At 65.7% G+C, this 18,082-nt stretch carries 13 protein-coding genes; 2 read left to right on the forward strand and 11 right to left on the reverse strand.

Annotation, left to right across the window (positions count from 1 at the left end):
- Positions 1 to 13 precede the first annotated feature (13 nt).
- From RUGAMON1_RS09610 to hutU, 7 genes are all read right to left on the reverse strand, one after another.
- The gene (locus tag RUGAMON1_RS09610; protein ID WP_445230291.1) at positions 14 to 2,671 is read right to left on the reverse strand and encodes a zinc-dependent metalloprotease; all 2,658 of its coding nucleotides are present in this window, start codon (positions 2,669 to 2,671) and stop codon (positions 14 to 16) included.
- A gap of 84 nt (positions 2,672 to 2,755) precedes the next feature.
- Positions 2,756 to 3,967, reverse strand: coding sequence for an imidazolonepropionase (gene hutI / locus RUGAMON1_RS09615; RefSeq protein WP_445230292.1), 1,212 nt, complete (start codon positions 3,965 to 3,967; stop codon positions 2,756 to 2,758).
- Between the two features lie 14 nt (positions 3,968 to 3,981).
- On the reverse strand, positions 3,982 to 4,557 hold the full coding sequence (locus RUGAMON1_RS09620; protein ID WP_445230293.1) for a HutD/Ves family protein: 576 nt from the start codon (positions 4,555 to 4,557) through the stop codon (positions 3,982 to 3,984).
- Positions 4,554 to 5,930 (reverse strand): formimidoylglutamate deiminase, encoded by a 1,377-nt coding sequence (locus tag RUGAMON1_RS09625; protein ID WP_445230294.1) that lies wholly within the window; start codon positions 5,928 to 5,930, stop codon positions 4,554 to 4,556. The genes RUGAMON1_RS09620 and RUGAMON1_RS09625 overlap by 4 nt, the downstream gene beginning before the upstream one ends.
- Positions 5,927 to 6,715: an N-formylglutamate deformylase gene (gene hutG / locus RUGAMON1_RS09630; RefSeq protein ID WP_445230295.1), complete on the reverse strand. Its 789-nt coding sequence runs from the start codon at positions 6,713 to 6,715 to the stop codon at positions 5,927 to 5,929. Before hutG ends, RUGAMON1_RS09625 begins: the two co-directional genes overlap by 4 nt.
- Positions 6,716 to 6,726: 11 nt before the next feature.
- Positions 6,727 to 8,274, reverse strand: a complete 1,548-nt coding sequence (gene hutH, locus RUGAMON1_RS09635; protein ID WP_445230296.1) for a histidine ammonia-lyase — start codon at positions 8,272 to 8,274, stop codon at positions 6,727 to 6,729.
- A gap of 13 nt (positions 8,275 to 8,287) precedes the next feature.
- On the reverse strand, positions 8,288 to 9,991 hold the full coding sequence (gene hutU / locus RUGAMON1_RS09640; RefSeq protein ID WP_445230297.1) for a urocanate hydratase: 1,704 nt from the start codon (positions 9,989 to 9,991) through the stop codon (positions 8,288 to 8,290).
- A gap of 215 nt (positions 9,992 to 10,206) precedes the next feature.
- Between hutU and RUGAMON1_RS09645 the strand changes: the two genes are divergently transcribed.
- Positions 10,207 to 11,760 carry an RNA/DNA-binding domain-containing protein gene (locus RUGAMON1_RS09645; protein ID WP_445230298.1) on the forward strand — a complete coding sequence of 518 codons (1,554 nt, stop codon included), beginning with the start codon at positions 10,207 to 10,209 and terminating at the stop codon, positions 11,758 to 11,760.
- Here RUGAMON1_RS09645 and RUGAMON1_RS09650 read toward each other — a convergent pair.
- The 3 genes from RUGAMON1_RS09650 to RUGAMON1_RS09660 are packed head-to-tail and all read right to left on the reverse strand — an operon-like array spanning position 11,757 to position 15,142.
- On the reverse strand, positions 11,757 to 13,451 hold the full coding sequence (locus RUGAMON1_RS09650; RefSeq protein WP_445230299.1) for an amidohydrolase: 1,695 nt from the start codon (positions 13,449 to 13,451) through the stop codon (positions 11,757 to 11,759). The two genes, RUGAMON1_RS09645 and RUGAMON1_RS09650, sit on opposite strands and share 4 nt — an antisense overlap.
- Before the next feature lie 60 nt (positions 13,452 to 13,511).
- Positions 13,512 to 14,675: a hypothetical protein gene (locus RUGAMON1_RS09655; protein ID WP_445230300.1), complete on the reverse strand. Its 1,164-nt coding sequence runs from the start codon at positions 14,673 to 14,675 to the stop codon at positions 13,512 to 13,514.
- Between the two features lie 35 nt (positions 14,676 to 14,710).
- On the reverse strand, positions 14,711 to 15,142 hold the full coding sequence (locus RUGAMON1_RS09660; RefSeq protein WP_445230301.1) for a type 2 periplasmic-binding domain-containing protein: 432 nt from the start codon (positions 15,140 to 15,142) through the stop codon (positions 14,711 to 14,713).
- Between the two features lie 199 nt (positions 15,143 to 15,341).
- On the opposite strand from RUGAMON1_RS09660, the gene msbA reads away from it, so the two are divergent.
- The gene (gene msbA, locus RUGAMON1_RS09665) at positions 15,342 to 17,168 is read left to right on the forward strand and encodes a lipid A export permease/ATP-binding protein MsbA (protein ID WP_445230302.1); all 1,827 of its coding nucleotides are present in this window, start codon (positions 15,342 to 15,344) and stop codon (positions 17,166 to 17,168) included.
- Here the strand turns inward: msbA and RUGAMON1_RS09670 are convergent.
- The gene (locus RUGAMON1_RS09670) at positions 17,153 to 18,082 is read right to left on the reverse strand and encodes a 2OG-Fe(II) oxygenase (protein ID WP_445230303.1); all 930 of its coding nucleotides are present in this window, start codon (positions 18,080 to 18,082) and stop codon (positions 17,153 to 17,155) included. The genes msbA and RUGAMON1_RS09670 overlap by 16 nt on opposite strands.

Raw genomic sequence — 18,082 nt, forward strand, 5'->3', positions numbered from 1 at the left:
GGAGAGCTTACCATCAAGCGCCCGCGCGCAACATGGCCGCCTTCAAGGCCTGGCTCAGCGTTTCATACGACTCCGACAGATGGGCCTTGGCCTCGCGGCTCATTGGCTTCGCCATCGCGCCGCGGATATCGCGTTGCAGCGCCAGCGCGTTCTCCCGTTGCAGGCTGCGCGCATCGGCCGGCGTGATCGGCGAAGAGCGCAGCAGGATCGCGGTCAGCCGCTTCAGATGCTCGCGTTGCAGATTGCGGCGCATGCCGTTGATGTCCTTGCCGGTTTTCAGCTCGCTCCATACCGCGTCCTGCACGGTGGTGTACAACTCGTCGAGGCTGAGGGCCTGCTTGCGGTCGTCCAGCTTTTCCTGCGAATCGAGCAGACGCACCGCCACCAGGTCGGACATCAGCTGGTCCAGCGCGCCGGACTGCAAGGCCAGCACACGTCCGCTGACCGATACGTCGGCCCGTCCACGCGGTTCAAAATGGTCCGATCCCAGGCGACTGATCATCGCCGGCGAGAACTGGAAGCTGTCCGACTTGAACAGGCTGGTGGTCAGCATCTGCAAGGCGGCCCGCTGGCGCGGCAGCGGCACCGGCGTGAAGGTGGCGCGGCCGGTACCGGCGTGGTCGCGCAGATAGGTCACGCCGCCCACGTACTTGACCACCACCGGCATGGTGCGTGCAAACTGCTGGAAGCCGTAGTCGAAACTGCGGCGCAGCGTGTCGTAGCTCTCGCCCGGTTTCAGCGTGCGGCTTTGCAGGCGGTCCCACAGCTCGCGCGAGATCGTCAGGCGGCGCTGGAAGTAAGCCAGCGGATCGCTGCCCAGGTCGAACACATTGACGTCGGGATCGGAATTGAAACCGCCCGCATCCTGGTCGGTGCCGAAGGCCAGCAGCGGCTCGTTCGAGCGCGCGGCGATCTTCGCCAGTTCTTCCTTCTCCTGCGCCGGCTCGATCGGCTTGTAGGCGTATTCGATGGCCCAGTAATCGTAAGGCCCCAGCGTCGACGCCACGTACTCGCCCTGCTTCTCGCCCTTGAGCGACAGGTTGAACGGCGTGTAGTCCATCACCGATCCGGCCAGGCCGTTCTTTTTGGTGAACTCCGGGTCCTGCAACTGCTTGATGCTGTAGATGGTCGACGAGCGGAAGTTGTGCCGCAAGCCCAGCGTGTGCCCGATCTCGTGCATCACCACCGAGCGCACGTAGGCTTGCGCCACCGCGTCCGCCTCCGGGCTGCCCATTTCCAGTTCGCCGCGCGCCTCCAGCAGGCCCATGGCGAAGCCCATCTCGGACGCCGATTCCAGCATGTAGTCGCAGCGCGCTTCCTGCCCCGGCGTCGCCAGCGCATCCTGCAGCGGCATGCTGTCCTCGCCGATCATGCGGCGTGCGCCGCGTGCGAAAATGTCGGACATGCCGATGTCCGCATCGAGGATCTCGCCGCTGCGCGGATCGACCTGACGCGGCCCGACGGCGAAGCCGACATCGCTGCCGACGAACCAGCGCACCGACGCATGCCGCGCGTCCATCGTGTCGAAGCGGTCCTTCTCGCCCTGCTGTTTGACGACGATGGCGTTCTTGAAGCCGATGCGTTCAAACGCCTCGTTCCAGGCCAGGATGCCCTGCTTGACCGATTCGCGATACTTCTCCGGGATGTTCGCGTCGAGCCAATAGACGATGGGCTGCCTGGGTTCCGACAGCGCCTGCGCCGGATCCTGCTTCTCCAGGCGCCAGCGCTCGATCAGGTGCACGGCCGTCGTCGGCGTCACGTCGTCGGAGTAGTCGTGCATGGTGGTGACGAAGTGGCCGATGCGATCGTCCGCAGCACGGCCATGCATGGGCTGCGCCGGCAGCGGCATGAAGCTGTAGTAGAAACCGAGGAACATGCTGCGAGGGTCCGGCAGCGTGGTCGGCGGACTGGCGACCGGCACCGGCGTGGCCGGCATCACCAGCGGCGGCGCCGCGATGCGCGGCACGAAGAAGTGGGCGTTGACCTGGAAGCCGGTCATGGACTCGTCGGAACGGATGGTCTGGAAGCTGCTGTTGCGCGCGTCCATCGCATACGGCATGCGGAAGGCCGCTTCCAGCCGCGTCGTAAAGCTCGGGATGTCGCCGAACAGCAGGATGTTCGCCTCGACCAGGATCGCGTGGCTCTGCGGATGCGGCCCGCTGGCCACCGGCGCGATCGCCAGCAGGCTGTCCGAGAACGCCTGCGACACCGCCAGCGCCTGCGGCGTGCCGGCCTTGGCGCCGTAGTCGGTATTCTTGGCGATCATCTGCACCAGGTTGCCGATGCGGTGGAACACCACCACCTGGCTCAGGCCCATCTGGCTGCCGTAGATACCGCGCTCGCCTATCCCGTTCGGCATGTTCACGGTCATGAAGATCGGACGGTCGAACTGGTCGGGCCGCAGCTCGATCCAGACTTTTTCCTCTTTCTGGTACAGGTTCAGGAAGCCCTGCACGTGGGCGGCGCCGCGCACCACCTCGGCGTACGGTTTGGGCGCGGCGGCGGCCGCCACTGCGGCAGCCAGGTTGGCGGCCGGCGGCACGGGCGCGCTGGCGGCGACAGGGGCTTCTGGTGCGTGGGGAACGGGAGTAGGCGGCACCGGCTCCTGGGCCAGCGCCTGCGCGCCGAGCGTCAGCAAGACGGCGGCGCGAAGAGAGTTCAAGGCAAACATGGATATCCTGTTACGTTAGAAGAGGCATCCCGGTACTGTAACCGAAACAATAACTAACGAAACAGAATTTCCCGAGGCCGCCCTCTAAACCTGCGGCGAACGCAACACGCCCGCATTGACCACGCCCCGGCAGGGATTGAGGCCGATGGCGTAGGACAGGTCGGCCGGGCGGGCGATGCGCCACAGCGCGAAGTCGGCGCGCTTGCCCACTTCCAGGCTGCCGATCTGCTGTTCGTGGCCGAGCGCGCGGGCCGCGTGCACGGTGCAGCCGGCCAGCGCCTCCAGCGGCGTCAAACGCCACAGGCTGCAGACCATATTCATCGCCAGCAGCAGGGACGTCATCGGCGAGGTGCCGGGATTGCAGTCGGTGGCCACGGCCATCGCCACGCCGGCGGCACGCATGGCGGCCACCGGCGGCGGCGTGGTGTCGCGCAGGAAGTAGTAGGCGCCGGGCAGCAGCACCGCCACCGTGCCGGCGGCGGCCATCGCCGCGATGCCGGCCTCGGTCAGGTGTTCGAGGTGGTCGGCGGACAAGCCGTGGTAGCGCGCCACCAGCTCGGCGCCGCGCTGGTCGGACAGCTGCTCCGCATGCAGTTTGACCGGCAGGCCCTGTGCGCGCGCCGCCTGGAACACGCGCTCCGTCTGCTCATGCGAGAAGCCGATGCGTTCGCAGAAGGCGTCCACCGCGTCGACCAGGCCTTCGGCGGCCAGCGGCGCGATCATCGCGCACACTTCGGTGATGTAGTCGTCGGCGCGGCCGGCGAACTCCGGCGGCAAGGCGTGCGCGCCGAGGAAGGTGGCGGCGACGCCGACCGGCAGCTCGCGGCCGATGCGGCGCGCCACGCGCAGCATATTGGCTTCCGATTCCAGCGTCAGGCCGTAGCCGGATTTGATTTCCAGCGTGGTCACGCCCTCGGCCAGCAGGCTGCACACGCGCGGCAGGCTTTGCTCCAGCAGCTCGTCCTCCGACGCGGCGCGGGTGGCGCGCACGGTGGACATGATGCCGCCGCCGGCGCGGGCGATGTCCTCGTAGGTGGCGCCGTTGAGGCGCGCCTCGAATTCATCGCTGCGGTTGCCGGCGTGGACGATGTGGGTGTGGCAGTCGATCAGGCCCGGCGTCAGCCAGCAGCCGCCGCCATCGTGCGCGGTGGTGGCCAGGACACCCGGCGGCATCTCAGCCTGAGGGCCCAGCCAGACGATCTTGCCATCCTTGACGGCGATGGCCGCATCGCGGATTTCACCGTAGCCATCGGCCATCGTGGCCAGGTGCACGTTCGTAAACAACACATCCCACATGCTTGGTACCTTCTTTAATTGTTGATGATGTCGACCACGAACACCGTTGCGCGCTGGGCTTCCATCGACCATTCTTCTTCGGCCTCCAGCACCAGCAGGTCGTAGCGCACCATGGCGATGCGTTCCCGGGCGCTGCTCACCGTCAGGCTTTCGCCGTCGGCCAGGAACAGCAGCGTGGTGCCGCTGCGGCGCTTGAGCTGCTCGGCGCCGCTGACCTCGCACGACTCCAGCCGGTGGCGGCAGCGGCCGCGGCGCGTCATCACGTTGAAGTCGGTGGTCAGGCTGCCGGTGACGGTGACGTGCACCGCCGCCTCGCCGTCGAATTCGATCAGCGGCTCGCTGGGACTGAGCACGAAGCGCTCGTCGCCGAAGTCCAGCAGCACACCGTCGCCGTCGACCAGCGCCAGCGAACGGTCGATGCCGGGGAAAGAGGAAAACGGCCCGCTCTGCGAGATGGTCGCCAGGCTGACGCGCCAGTCGAATGCATCGAAGCCGGCGCCGGCGGGCGAGACGGCGATTTCCGTCGTGCTGCCACCGCCATTCTTCCACGGCGCGGGCCGCAGGCTTGCATACTGGATTAGCTGGGTCATCGGAACTCCCTCAGTTCGGCCAAGGTCTGCTTGAAGCGCGCAGCGATCGCCTGCTGCGCAACGTGCTGCTGATTGCGTACTACCCACTGGCCGCCGACCATGACGTCCTTGACCAGATTGTCATTACCGCAGAAGACGAAGCTGCCGAGTACCTCGTCCAGCGCCAATCCATACAGATTCGGGTGCTGATCATGCAGCACGATCATATCGGCGCGGCGGCCCGGCGCCAACGCGCCCACCTGCCGTCCGCTGGCCTGCGCGCCGCCGAGCAAGGCGCCCTGCCACAGGAAGTCGCCGACATTGCGCTGCTCCGCCGACACCGCGATATTGCGGCGCTGGTGTTGCAGGCGCTGGCCGTATTCCAGCCAGCGCAGCTCTTCAACCGCGCTTTGCGAAATATGGCTGTCGCTGCCGATGCCGAACCGTCCGCCCGCCGCCAGGAACTCCTCCAGCGGGAACAGGCCGTCGCCCAGGTTGGCCTCCGTGGTCGGGCACAGGCCCGCCACGGCGCCGCTCTGCGCTATGTTGTCCACCTCGTCGCGCATCAAGTGCGTCGCGTGGATCAGGCACCAGCGTTGATCGACTTCCACCTGGTCCAGCAGCCACTGCACGGGGCGGCGTCCGCTCCAGTCCAGCGACTGCTGCACTTCCTGCTTCTGTTCCGCGATGTGGATATGCACCGGACGGTCGTCCGGCAGCGTCACCAGCACGTCGTTAATCTGCGCCACCGAGGCCGCGCGCAGCGAATGCGGCGCCACGCCCACTTCGGTCTGCCCGTCGCGCAGAGGCTCCAGCGCCTCGATCACCCGCAGCACATCGTGCGGATCGGTCTTGAAGCGCTGTTGCTCGGGCTTCAAGGCGCTTTCGCCGAAGCCGGAATAACTATACAACACTGGCAGCATGGTGATGCCGATTCCCGCCAAACGTGCGGCGGCGATGACGCGCTCGGCCGTTTCCGCAGGGCGCGGGTACATGGCGCCGTCCGGCGCGCGCTGCACGTAGTGGAATTCGCACATCGACGTGTAGCCGTGGCGCAGGCACTCCGAAAACAGCTGGGCCGCGATGGCCTCAATGTGCTCGGGCGTGATGTTGCGCGCGAAGCGGTACATCAGGTCGCGCCAGGTCCAGAAGCTGTCCTTGGTCTCTCCCGCCTTTTCCGTGCGTCCGCCCAGCGCCCGCTGGAAGCTGTGCGAATGCAGGTTGATCATGCCCGGCAAGGCGTATTCCACCACCGGCGCAATCAGCTGCGCGCCGGACGGCGCAACCACGCCGGCATCGACGCGCACGATGGTGCCGCCCGCGTCCCACTCGACCAGCACATCCTTGCGCCAGCCCTCCGGCAGCAGCGCGTTGCGCGCGAACAGCCGGTTCATGCGCGCCCCCAATCGGCGGCGGCCTGCGTCATTTGCCGCAACACGCCTTGCACTTGTCCTGCGAGGTCTTCGCGATAACCATACGGCGCATTCTCATCCATGTAAGTCGACTGGCACATCTCCAGCTGGATCGCGTGCACATGGTTGGCCGGCTGGCCATAGTGACGGGTGATGTGCCCGCCCTTGAAGCGGCCGTTGACGGCCACGCTGAACTGCTGCTGCGCCAGCGCGCGCGCCACGATGGCGTCGCTCAGGCCCGGCGCGCAGCTCTTGCTGTCGGCCGTGCCGAAGTTCAGGTCCGGCAGCTTGCCCTCGAAGAAGCGCGGCACCACCGACGCGATCGAATGCGCGTCCCACAGCACCACGCGGCCGTGCAGCGCCAGCAACCGGTCCAGCTCCGCGCGCAATTGATCGTGATACGGTTTCCAATAGGCGGCCAGGCGGCGTTGCACCTCGGCCTCGCCCGGCGTATGGCCTTCGCGGTACAGCGGCTCGCGATGGAAGGTATCGACCGGGCACAGGCCGGTCGTATCCTGGCCCGGATACAAGTTGGTGTTTTCCGGCGGCCGGTTCAGATCGATGACGTAGCGCGACCAGCGCGCCGACAGCGTCGACGCCCCCATCTCGCCGAGGAACTCGTACAGGCGCACCAGGTGCCAGTCCGTATCCTGCTTGTCGACGGCGGCCGGCGTCATCGCCGCCGCCACGTCATCGGGAATATCGGTACCCACGTGCGGCATGGACACCAGCAAGGGAATACTGCCTGCTTTGAACTGATAGTCCATGACGCCTCCTCTTATGGGTGCAAGGACGTGAACAGGCCTTTGCACGACGCGCTCAACTCGCCGCGCATGACCATGCCCTTGGCCGCTTCGATGTCCGGCGCGAAGAAGCGGTCGGCGTCGAAGAACGGCACCTTCTGGCGCAGCTGCGCATGCACGTGCTCCAGATGCGGCGAGGTTTTCAGCGGACGATGGAAGTCGATGCCCTGCGCCGCAGCCAGCAGCTCGATGCCGATGATGACAGCGGTATTGTGCGCCATGTCGTCCAGGCGGCGCGCCGCGTAGGTAGCCATGCTGACGTGGTCTTCCTGGTTGGCCGAGGTCGGGATCGAATCGACGCTGCCCGGATGGGCCAGCGACTTGTTCTCCGACGCCAGCGCGGCGGCGGTCACGTGGGCGATCATGAAGCCCGAGTTCACGCCCGGATCGCGCACCAGGAACGGCGGCAGGCCGGACAAGGTGGCGTCGATCAGCAGCGCGATGCGGCGTTCGGAGATCGCGCCGATTTCGGCGATCGCCAGCGCCAGCGTGTCGGCGGCGAAGGCCACCGGCTCGGCGTGGAAGTTACCGCCCGAGACCACCACCGACAGCTCGCCGTCCTTGAACAGCAGCGGATTGTCGGTGACGGCGTTGGCTTCGATCAGCAGCGTGCGGGCGGCGTTGTTGATGATGTCCCAGCAGGCGCCCATCACCTGCGGCTGGCAGCGCAGGCAGTACGGGTCTTGCACGCGCTCGTCGCCGACCAGGTGCGAGGCGCGGATCGCGCTGTTGCTCACCAGTTGACGGTAGATCGAGGCGGCGGCGATCTGGCCCGGCTGGCCGCGCACTTCGTGCACGCGGGCGTCGAACGGCGAATCGGAGCCCTTGGCCGCATCCAGCGACAGCGCGCCGGACACCATGCCCGCTTCCAGCAGGCGCTCGGCCATGAACAGGCCATGCAGCGCCAGCGCGGTCGACACCTGGGTGCCGTTGATCAGCGCCAGGCCTTCCTTCGCGGCCAGCACCACCGGCGCGATGTTGGCGGCTTTCAGCGCGTCGGCGGCCGGCATGATTTCACCGTTGACGCGCACGTCGCCCACGCCCAGCATCGCCAGCGTCATATGCGACAGCGGCGCCAGGTCGCCCGAGGCGCCGACCGAACCCTTGGCGGGAATGGCCGGCATGATGCCGGCGTTGTACAACGCGATCAGCGTGTCGATGATCAGCGGACGCACGCCGGAGTAGCCGCGCGCCAGGCTGCCGATCTTCATCAGCAGGATCAAACGGCAGACCGCGTCCGACAGCAGCTCGCCGGTGCCGACCGAGTGCGACAGGATCAGGTTGCGTTGCAGCTGTTCCAGTTTCTCGTCCGGGATGCGGGTCTTGGCCAGCAGGCCGAAACCGGTGTTGATGCCGTAGGCGGCGTCACCCTTGGCGACGATGGCGCGCACGGCGGCGGCCGATGCTTCGATAACGGGATAGGCTTCGGCGGCCAGCGACAGCGGACCGGCGGCGCTCCATACGGCGCGCAGTTCGGTCAGGGTCATCGCGCCCGGTTTCAGGGTCAGTGCATTTGGTTTCATAGAGGTTCTCAAATTATTTAATCATTGGCAGGTTCAAGCCGTTGCGCTTGGCGCAGGCGACCGCCGTCTCGTATCCCGCATCGGCGTGACGCATCACACCCGAACCGCTGTCGTTGACCAGCACGCGCGCCAGGCGCTTGGCGGCGGCGTCGGTGCCGTCGGCCACGATCACCACGCCGGAGTGCTGCGAATAGCCCATGCCCACGCCGCCGCCGTGGTGCAGCGACACCCAGGTCGCGCCGCCGGCGGTGTTGAGCAGCGCGTTCAGCAGCGGCCAGTCGGAGACGGCGTCGGTGCCGTCCTTCATGCTTTCGGTTTCGCGGTTAGGGCTGGCGACGGAGCCGGTGTCCAGGTGGTCGCGGCCGATGACGATCGGCGCTTTCAGCTCGCCGTTGCGCACCATCTCGTTGAAGGCCAGGCCGGCGATGTGACGCTCGCCCAGTCCCAGCCAGCAGATGCGCGCCGGCAGGCCCTGGAAGGCGATGCGTTCGCGCGCCATGTCCAGCCAGCGGTGTACATTGGCGTGGTGCGGGAACAGTTCCTTGATCTTGGCGTCGGTCTTGTAGATGTCCTCCGGGTCGCCGGACAGCGCCACCCAGCGGAACGGACCGCGGCCTTCGCAGAACTGCGGACGGATATAGGCCGGCACGAAGCCCGGGAAATCGAAGGCGTTCTTGACGCCGTGGTCGAACGCCACCTGGCGGATGTTGTTGCCGTAGTCGACGACCTTGGCGCCCAGCGTCTGGAAGTCCAGCATCGCCTGCACGTGCACGGCGCAACCGGCAGTGGCGGCGGCTTTCAGTTCTTCGTGGCGCGCGGCGTCGTGCTGCGCAGTCTTCCACTGGTCCACCGACCAGCCTTGCGGCAGGTAGCCGTTGATCAGGTCATGCGCGGAGGTCTGGTCGGTGACGATGTCAGGTACGACGCCACCGGCCTTGGCGCGGCGCACCAGTTCCGGCAGCACGTCGGCCGCGTTGCCCAGCAGGCCGATGGAGATGGCGTCGCCATTGGCCTTGTGCAGTTTGATCATCTCCAGTGCCTCGTCGATGCTGGCGGCCTGCTTGTCGAGGTAGCGGGTGCGCAGGCGGAAGTCGATGCTGCTCTGCTGGCACTCGACGGTCAGCGACACGGCGCCGGCCATGGTCGCGGCCAGCGGCTGCGCTCCGCCCATGCCGCCCAGGCCCGCGGTCAATACCCAGCGGCCTTTGAGGTCGCCGCCGAAATGCTGGCGGCCCGCTTCGGCGAAGGTCTCGAAGGTGCCCTGCACGATGCCCTGGGTGCCGATGTAGATCCACGAGCCGGCCGTCATCTGGCCGTACATGAACAGGCCTTTGCGGTCCAGCTCATTGAAGTGTTCCCAGTTGGCCCACTTCGGCACCAGGTTGGAGTTCGCGATCAGCACGCGCGGCGCGTCCTCGTGGGTCTGGAACACGCCGACCGGCTTGCCGGACTGGATCAGCAGGGTCTGATTGTCTTCCAGCTCGCGCAGCGAGGCCAGGATCTGGTCGTAGCATTCCCAGTTGCGGGCCGCGCGGCCGATGCCGCCGTAGACCACCAGGTGCTTGGGATTTTCCGCCACTTCCTTGTCCAGATTATTCTGGATCATGCGGTAGGCCGCCTCGGCGCCCCAGTTTTTACAGGTGCGTTCCGGTCCGCGTGGGGCGCGGATTTCGCGGCTGGCGTCAAAACGTGGATCGCTGTCTAAATGGGTCGTCATGGTGGCTCCTGCTCCTGAGTGGGTGGGACCGGCCACGCGCGCAACAACGCACGCACGGCCAGCGCATCCTCAAAGGATAAGTTGTATATACAACCAAGTCAATCAGTTTTTAAGCGCTTCGAACGGAACAAATAATTCCTGAGCTTGTCAAATATGCCATCAGTACTTGATATCTTGCCAGCATTCGCCGGCACATGCTCACATGGAGCCTCAATATGGTTGCCCTGCCGATCAACCTACAGAATCTGTTGCGCCATCGCACAGTGGAGAGCGAGCGCATTGAATATAAAACTGCCTGGAACCCTGATGCGATTATCCGCACCCTCTGCGCCTTCGCCAACGACTTCGAAAACCTCGGAGGCGGCTACATCATCATCGGCCAGGACTGCGATGCCAATGGCCGGCCGATAGCGCCGCCACTCGGGCTGGCAGAGAGTCAGATCGATAAGATCCAGCGGGAATTGCTGGCCGCATGCCAGCAGATACGGCCGCCCTACTTCCCGAGTCTGGCCGTCTGCGATGTGGATGACCGCAAGCTGATCGTGCTGCATGCTCCGGGCGGCATGCACCGCCCATACAAGGCGCCAGCTTCGGTATCGTCCAGGCACAAAAGCTGGCATTACTACATCCGGCGTTACAGCAGCACCGTTGAAGCAAGGGGCGAATGCGAGCAGGAGCTGTTGAACCTGACCGCCAACGTACCGTTCGACGACCGGATCGCACAACAGGCAAAGTTAAGCGACCTCTCCAAGCCCTTGATGCAGGCCTATCTTCAGGAAGTGGGCAGTGTGCTGGCCGAGTATGCGGATAAGCTCTCAATCGAAGACCTGGGCCGACAAATGAACGTGGTAGACGGCCCAAGCGAATGTCCCTGGCCCAAGAACGTCGGCCTGATGTTCTTTAGCGAGGCACCAGACCGGTTTTTTCCGTACACGCAAATCGACGTGGTCTGGTTCCAGGATGGCCCAGGCGGAGACCACTTTGACGAAAAAATATTCAAAGGCCCCTTGGCGCGAATTACCCGCGAGGCCTTGGGCTACATTGAGCGCAATTACCTGCACCAGACTGTCCTGAAGCATCCTGATCGTGCCGAAGCAACTCGCGTATGGAATTTCCCCTACGCGGCCATAGAAGAAGCGGTAGTCAATGCGGTCTATCACCGCTCGTATCAGGACCGGGAGCCGATAGAAGTGCGCATCATGCGTGATGAAATACTGGTACTAAGCTATCCGGGTCCGGACCGGTCGATCAAACTGGCAGACTGGATAACCGGACATGCGGCGTGCCACCGCTACCGAAACAGACGCATCGGAGAATTCCTGAAGGAACTTGGCCTGACCGAAGGGCGCTCTACAGGCGTCCCCAAAATCTTGAAGGCCATGGCAGCTAACGGCTCGCCACCACCGCAGTTTGATACCGACGACGATCGCAGCGGGTGCCTGGTCAGGCTGCCAGTTCACCACTTGGCTCAATGGCCCGACCAGTCCAGCCTGGGTCTTACCCCGGAAGTCGCCCCCCAAGTCGCCCCCCAAGTCGCCCCCCAAGTCCTAAGCCTAGTCAAATTACTGGTAGAAGAATCGGCGCGTCAGCAGCTCCAGCAGGCGCTGGGATTGAAGGATGTCAAACACTTCCGCAGGGCATATCTGCTGCCAGCAATGGAGGCCGGCTTAGTGCAAATGACCCACCCAGACGCGCCTCGCAGCAGCAGCCAGCGATATCGCCTGACCCCGGCGGGCCAGCAATGGCTGAAACAGAATACCGACACTTAATCCGGCCGCTTATCCCGCTTGTACACCCGCTTGCCACCCATCCAGGTCTGCAGCACCTGGGTCTTGCCGATCTGCTCGGCCGGCACCTTGAACAGGTCGCGGTCGATCAGGATGAAATCGGCCCACTTGCCCGGCTCCAGCGTGCCGATGACGTTTTCCTGGTGCGCCGCGTAGGCCGCGTCCAAGGTGAAGCAGCGGAACGCTTCGGTCAGCGTCATGGCCTGGTTCTTGTACCAGCCGCCGGCCGGCACGCCGGCGTTGTTCTGGCGCGTGACCGCCGCATGCAAGCCCTCGAACGGATTCGGCGACTCCACCGGGAAGTCCGAGCCGCAGGCGATGCGCGAGCCCTGGTCGAGGAAGGTGCGCCAAGCATACGCGCCCTTGATGCGCTCGTGCCCCACGCGCTGCTCGGCCATGTTCTGGTCCGAGGTCGCATGCGTCGGCTGCATCGACGGGATGATGCCCAGCGCCTTGAAGCGCGGGATGTCCTCCAGCGCCACCACCTGCGCATGCTCGATGCGGTGGCGCAGTTCGACGTTGTTATATTTCGGGATCAGCTGCGCGTAGGCGTCGAGGATCTGGCGGTTGCCGGCGTCGCCGATGGCGTGCACGTTGACCTGATAGCCGGCCTTCATGGCCTTGTTCATCTTGGCCAGCATCTCGGCGTTCGGATAGAACAGCAGCCCCTTGGTCGACGGCATGTCGGAGTATGGCGCCAGCAAGGCCGCGCCGCGACTGCCCAGCGCACCGTCCGAGTACAGCTTGACGGCGGCCAGCGCGTACACGTCGTTGCCATAGGATTTGAGCGGCCCTTCCTTGGACAGCTCGTCGAAATCGGCCGTGGTGTCGCCGATCATCGCGTACACGCGCGTGGTCAGCTTGCCGTGGTCGGCGTAGTCGCGATACAGGTCGTCCTGCACCACCTTGATGCCGGCGTCGTGCACGCTGGTCAGGCCGGCCTTGGCCAGCGCGGCCAGCGCGTTGTCCAGCATGGCGCGCGCTTCGTTGGGCGTGGGCAGCGGCACCACTTTGGCGACCAGCTCCATCGCCGCGTCCACCAGCACGCCGCTCGGCTTGCCGGAGGCGTCGCGCTCGATCTTGCCGCCCTTCGGATCCGGTGTATCCCGGGTGACGCCGGCCATTTCCAGCGCCTTGGTGTTGACCCAGATGGCGTGGCCGTCGACCCGGTGCAGCAGCACCGGACGGTCGCCCACCACCGCATCGAGCTCGGCGGCGGTCGGGAAGCGGCCCAGCTTCCACACCTCCTGGTTCCAGCCGAAGCCCACCACCCAGGCGTTCTTCGGGTGTGAGCGGCCGAACTCCGCCACCGCGCGCACCGCCCCGCCCAGCGAGGTGGCGCTGAACAGCTCCACGCCGGAGGCGATTTCGCCCAGCTCGAACACGTGGCCGTGGGCGTCGATCAGGCCTGGCAGCAGGGTCTTGCCCTGCGCGTCGATGTGCTCCGCCTTCGGCAGCCGGATCGCCGTCTCGCGCTCGTTGCCCACCGCGACGATGCGGCCCAGGTCATCGAAGGCTAGCGAACTGAATCGCTGCAAGGCGCCGGCGGCATTGAGTGTATAGCCGTTGGCGTGGTCGATGATGGTGTCGGCCCGCGCCAGCGGCAGGACGGTGGACAGGGCCAGGCTGACGGCGGCGGCCAGCGGGGCGGACGAAAACAGGGTTGTGCGCATCGAAACTCTCCATTCGGAAGCAAGAACAGAGTGTAGCGCACAACCCGCCGAACGCAACGTCTAGAACAAGCCTTGCAGCGACACCGACAACAGCCGCGAGTCGCCGAAGAACGGATAGCTGTAGTGCGACTTGTCCTTGCTGACGTCGTACTGCACCTTGAGCGCCGTGTTCTTGCGGAAATCCCAGCGCAGCGACAGGTACTGCGTGTTGCGCGCTTCGATAGGCTCGTTGATGGTGGTGTAGCGCGAGAAGGTGTACATCGGCGTCCACGCCTCGTACTGGTAGCCGACGGCGATCAGCGCGTACTTGTAGACGTTGTTGAGCCCTTTGCCGGCGTCGACCTGCTCGTAGCGATCCAGCTCGGACTTGACCAGCCAGTTCTTGTAGTCGACGTTGGCCGACAGCCCGGCGATGCGGGTGCTCTGGCCGTCGACGAAGAACACCTTGCCCGCCGGGCTGTCCTGCCAGGTGGTGTCCTTGTAGTGCATCAGCATGGCGCGCACGTCGAATACGCCGTTGTTGGCCGACACGTAGCCGCCCACCATGCTCTTCCACGATTCATGGGTCGGCGTGGCGTAGTAGATCTGCGTGTCGTAGGTGTCGTTGTGCTGGGTGTAGCCGCCGGCCCACATGTGGAAGGTGGCGGCCCAGTCGGATTGGCCGAGCTGCGTGCGGTAGCTGACGTTGCCGCCCTGGTAGGCGTAGATCGGCCAGCCGTAGACGTCCGGCGCCGGCCGCACCCACGGGTAGGCGTAGCCGATGTACAGGTAATCGCTGTAGTAATACAGCGGAATGCGGAACTGGCCGGCCTGGAAAGTCCAGGCGGAATCGGCGGACGGCTGCCAGGTCAGGTAGGCCCAGTCCAGCGTCGGCGTCAGGCCGTGGCCGGGGTTGTGCGCGCGCACCAGCACCTGCGCCGTGGCCGACAGCGTCGGCGAGAACTCCTTCTTCAGCTGGAAGCCGACCGACGACTCCTGGTTGAATTGCCAGCCCTCGCTGCGTTCGTAGACCGCCGCGTATTCCCAGTTCTGCACCGTGCAGGGGCATTTCCATTGCATGTAGTCCCACGGCGTGCCGCTGCCCTGGGCTTTGCCGCTCAGCACGCGGGCGCCGGTCAGGTTGTAGAAACCGGTCAGCTTGAGCGTGCCGTCATCGGTCAGGTCGGTGGCGCCGGCCAGGCCGGCCAGCGCGGCCAGTGCCATCGCTATCAGTGTTTTTTTCATCGAGCAGACTCCAGTAAAGGGAAGGACACGCCAGTTCAAGGAACGATCGCCACGACCTTGACCGTGTCGTCCACCGCCGATTTTTCGATGTAGCCGATGGCGTTGACGTTGTCGGCCACCGCTTTCTTGACTTCGGCACTGCTCTTGTATTCCTTGGGAGGCTTGCCCTTGGCGGTGAAGACGATCTTGGACCAGATGGCTTCGACCTGGGCCGGCGACTTCTCCAGCACCTTTTTACAGAACTCGGCGCGCAGCGGCGAATTTTCCGCCTGTTCCACCGGCGTGAACTGCACCGAGCCGCCCAGGAAGAACTGCGCCGCCTGGGACGGGAACATGCGGGTGGCCGGGTTTTGCGGATTCACGATGATGGCCAGTTCGGCCTGCGCCGACAACGAGGCGCCGCCCAACAGCGCCGTCGCAAGCAGCAGCGCCAGGCGCCGCCGCGGAAAGAGCGAATGCAGATCCATATCACCTCTCTGAAAGTACACGAGGAAACTATCGCAGTGCGAATTCATTTTAGTCCCAGCTTTTTTGCATTACAGTAATTTTTGTCGGATAAAGGTTTTTTAAACCTCGAAGTGTTTCGATTGAACAACGCGTTAGCTGGCGGCTGCGGCCGTGCAAGCCGGTTACAATGCAGTCTTTGCCGCCCGATAAGCACCTCTCGTGTCCAGCCGCCTACTCTATTTACGCCTGCTCAAGCAGTTCTCCCCCTACGCCTGGATCGGCGTCGTTACCCTGTTCGCGGTCGGCCTGGCCGCCGCCACCGACGTCATGCTGATTCAACAACTGCAAAACGTCGTCGACGCGTTGGCCCCCAGCCACACCTTGGCCGCCGTCCGTCCGGCGGCCGGCCTGTTGGCCGAAGTGCAGGGTTGGCTCAAGCATTTGCTGCCGCACGACCCGGTCAACGCGGCGCTGTGGTCGATACCGGCGGTGATCTTCGGGCTGGCCGTGATGCGCATGGTTTCCAGCTTCGCCGGCGAATACGGCGCCGCGTGGCTGAGCAGCCGGGTGCAGGCCAATCTGCGCGAGCTGATGTTCGCCCGCATCATGCGCCTGCCGAACGGCTTTTTCGACCAATCCTCCACCGGCACCACGCTGTCGCGCGTGGCCTTCGACGCCGCCCAGGTGGCGCAGGCCGGCCTGACCGTGGTCAACGTGGCGGTGCGCGATTCGGTCGCCACCATCGGCTACCTGGCCACGCTGTTCATCGTCGACTGGCAACTGGCCCTGTTCTGCCTTGGCCTGCTGCCGCTGGTGGCCATCATCGTCACCTTCGCCGGGCGCCGCATGCGCCACCTGAGCAAGAGCGCGCAGGCGGCCATGGGCTACCTGACCAATGTGCTCGACGAGAGCATCAGCGGCCAGCGCGTGGTGAAGATCTTCGGCGGCCAGAAGTACGAGCAGGCCCGCTTCGACGGCGTGGTCAAGCTCAATCGCCAGCTGGCCGTCAAGCACGCGGCGACGTCGGCGCTCAACTCCGGCATCATCATGCTGCTGATCGGGATCACGCTGTCGTCGGTGATCTACTTCGCGCTGCTGCGCGCGCAGGCCGGCGCGCTGACGCCGGGCGCCTTCGTGGCCTTCATGTCGTCGCTGATGGCGATGCAGTCGCCGATCAAGAACCTGACCAAGATTAACGAACCGATGCAGCGCGGCCTGGCCGCCGCCGAATCCGTGTTCGGCCTGATCGACACCGAGGCCGAGGCCGACACCGGCACCAAAACGGTGGAGCGCGCCATCGGCCGCCTGGCGCTGGAGGAAGTCAGCTTCCACTACGGCGCCGACGCCGACGCCAAACCGGCGCTGGACCGGGTGTCGCTCGACATCGCCGCCGGCGAGACGGTGGCCCTGGTGGGCAGCTCGGGCAGCGGCAAGACCACGCTGGCCGCGCTGCTGCCGCGCTTCTACGAAGTGAGCGCCGGCAGCATCAAGCTCGATGGCGTCGACCTGCGCGACTACACCATGGCTTCGCTGCGCCAGCAGATCGCGCTGGTCAGCCAGGACGTGGTGCTGTTCAACGACACGCTGGCGGCCAACATCGCCTACGGCGATCCCGAGCCGTCGCTGCAGCGCATCGAGGCGGCCGCCCGCGCCGCCCATGCGCACGAATTCATCGAACGCCAGCCCAACGGCTACCAGACCTCGGTCGGCGAGAACGGCCTGCGGCTGTCGGGCGGCCAGCGCCAGCGCCTGGCGATCGCCCGCGCGCTGTACAAGAACGCGCCGATCCTGATCCTGGACGAGGCCACCAGCGCGCTCGATACGGAGTCCGAACGCCTGGTGCAGGCGGCATTGGAAGTGCTGATGCGGGGCCGCACCACGGTGGTCATCGCGCACCGCCTGTCGACCATCGAAAACGCCGACCGCATCGTGGTGCTGGACGGCGGCCGCATCGCCGAAGTGGGCAGCCACGAGGCGCTGCTGGCGCAGCACGGCATCTACGCCCGTCTGTACCAGACGCAGAAAAGCGTTCAGGTCGCGTCGTGAAAAATCAGTCCCAGCGTATGTCTCGCGGTGGGGCCTGACGACGCGGCGCGGATCCGGCTCACGCCATGCCGCATGGCGACCCGGTAGACGCCGCGCGCGCCCTGCGCCGGCCGGTGGTTGACCGGGAAGATCACCATGTCGCCGCGCTTGAGCGGCACCACCTCCACCCGCGACTGCATGCGCGGGCGCTGCTCGGTCAGCACGAACTCCCCTCCTTCGAAGTCCTTGCCCGGTTGGCTCAGCAAGATCGCCGCCTGCAGTGGGAACACGTGCTCGCCGTACAGGTCCTGGTGCAGGCAGTTGTAGTCGCCGGCGCCGTATTGCAGCATCAGCGGCGTCGGACGCTGCTGGCCGGCGGCGTGGCAGCGCGCCAGGAAGTCCGCGTGGTCGGGCGGGAAGCGCGCCTCCATGTCCATCAGCTCGTGCCAGCGGTTGGCGATGTCGGCCAGCGGGCCATACAGCGACTGCCGCAGCGCCGAGATCATCGACGGCAGCGGATAGCGGAAGTACTGGTACTCGCCGCTGCCGAAGCCGTGCTGCGCCATCACCACCCGGCTGCGGAACAGCGCCGCTTGCCGGTACTGCGCCGCCATGGCGACGCATTCGTCGGCGCCCAGCATGCCGGGCACGATGGCGTAGCCGTGCGCGTTCAGCTCATCGGCGATGGCCTGCCAGTCCAGCCCCGCCACGTGCACCGCGATGCCGGCCGCCGCGCCGACCGCCTTGCGGGCGTTGGCCAGCGCCAGCGCGTTGGCCGCGGCTTGGGCGGCTGCGTCGGCGTCGCCGCCCGCCGGGATGGCGCTGCCCGCCGGCGCCGCAGCCGGTGCGGACGGCGGCGCCACGCTCACCGGCAGCTGCTTGCGCGGCTTGCGCTCGGCCGCGCCGCCGCCGAAATCGAACTCACTGTTTTGCAT

The organism is Duganella rhizosphaerae, assembly GCF_040364205.1.
GTDB lineage: Bacteria > Pseudomonadota > Gammaproteobacteria > Burkholderiales > Burkholderiaceae_D > Rugamonas > Rugamonas rhizosphaerae.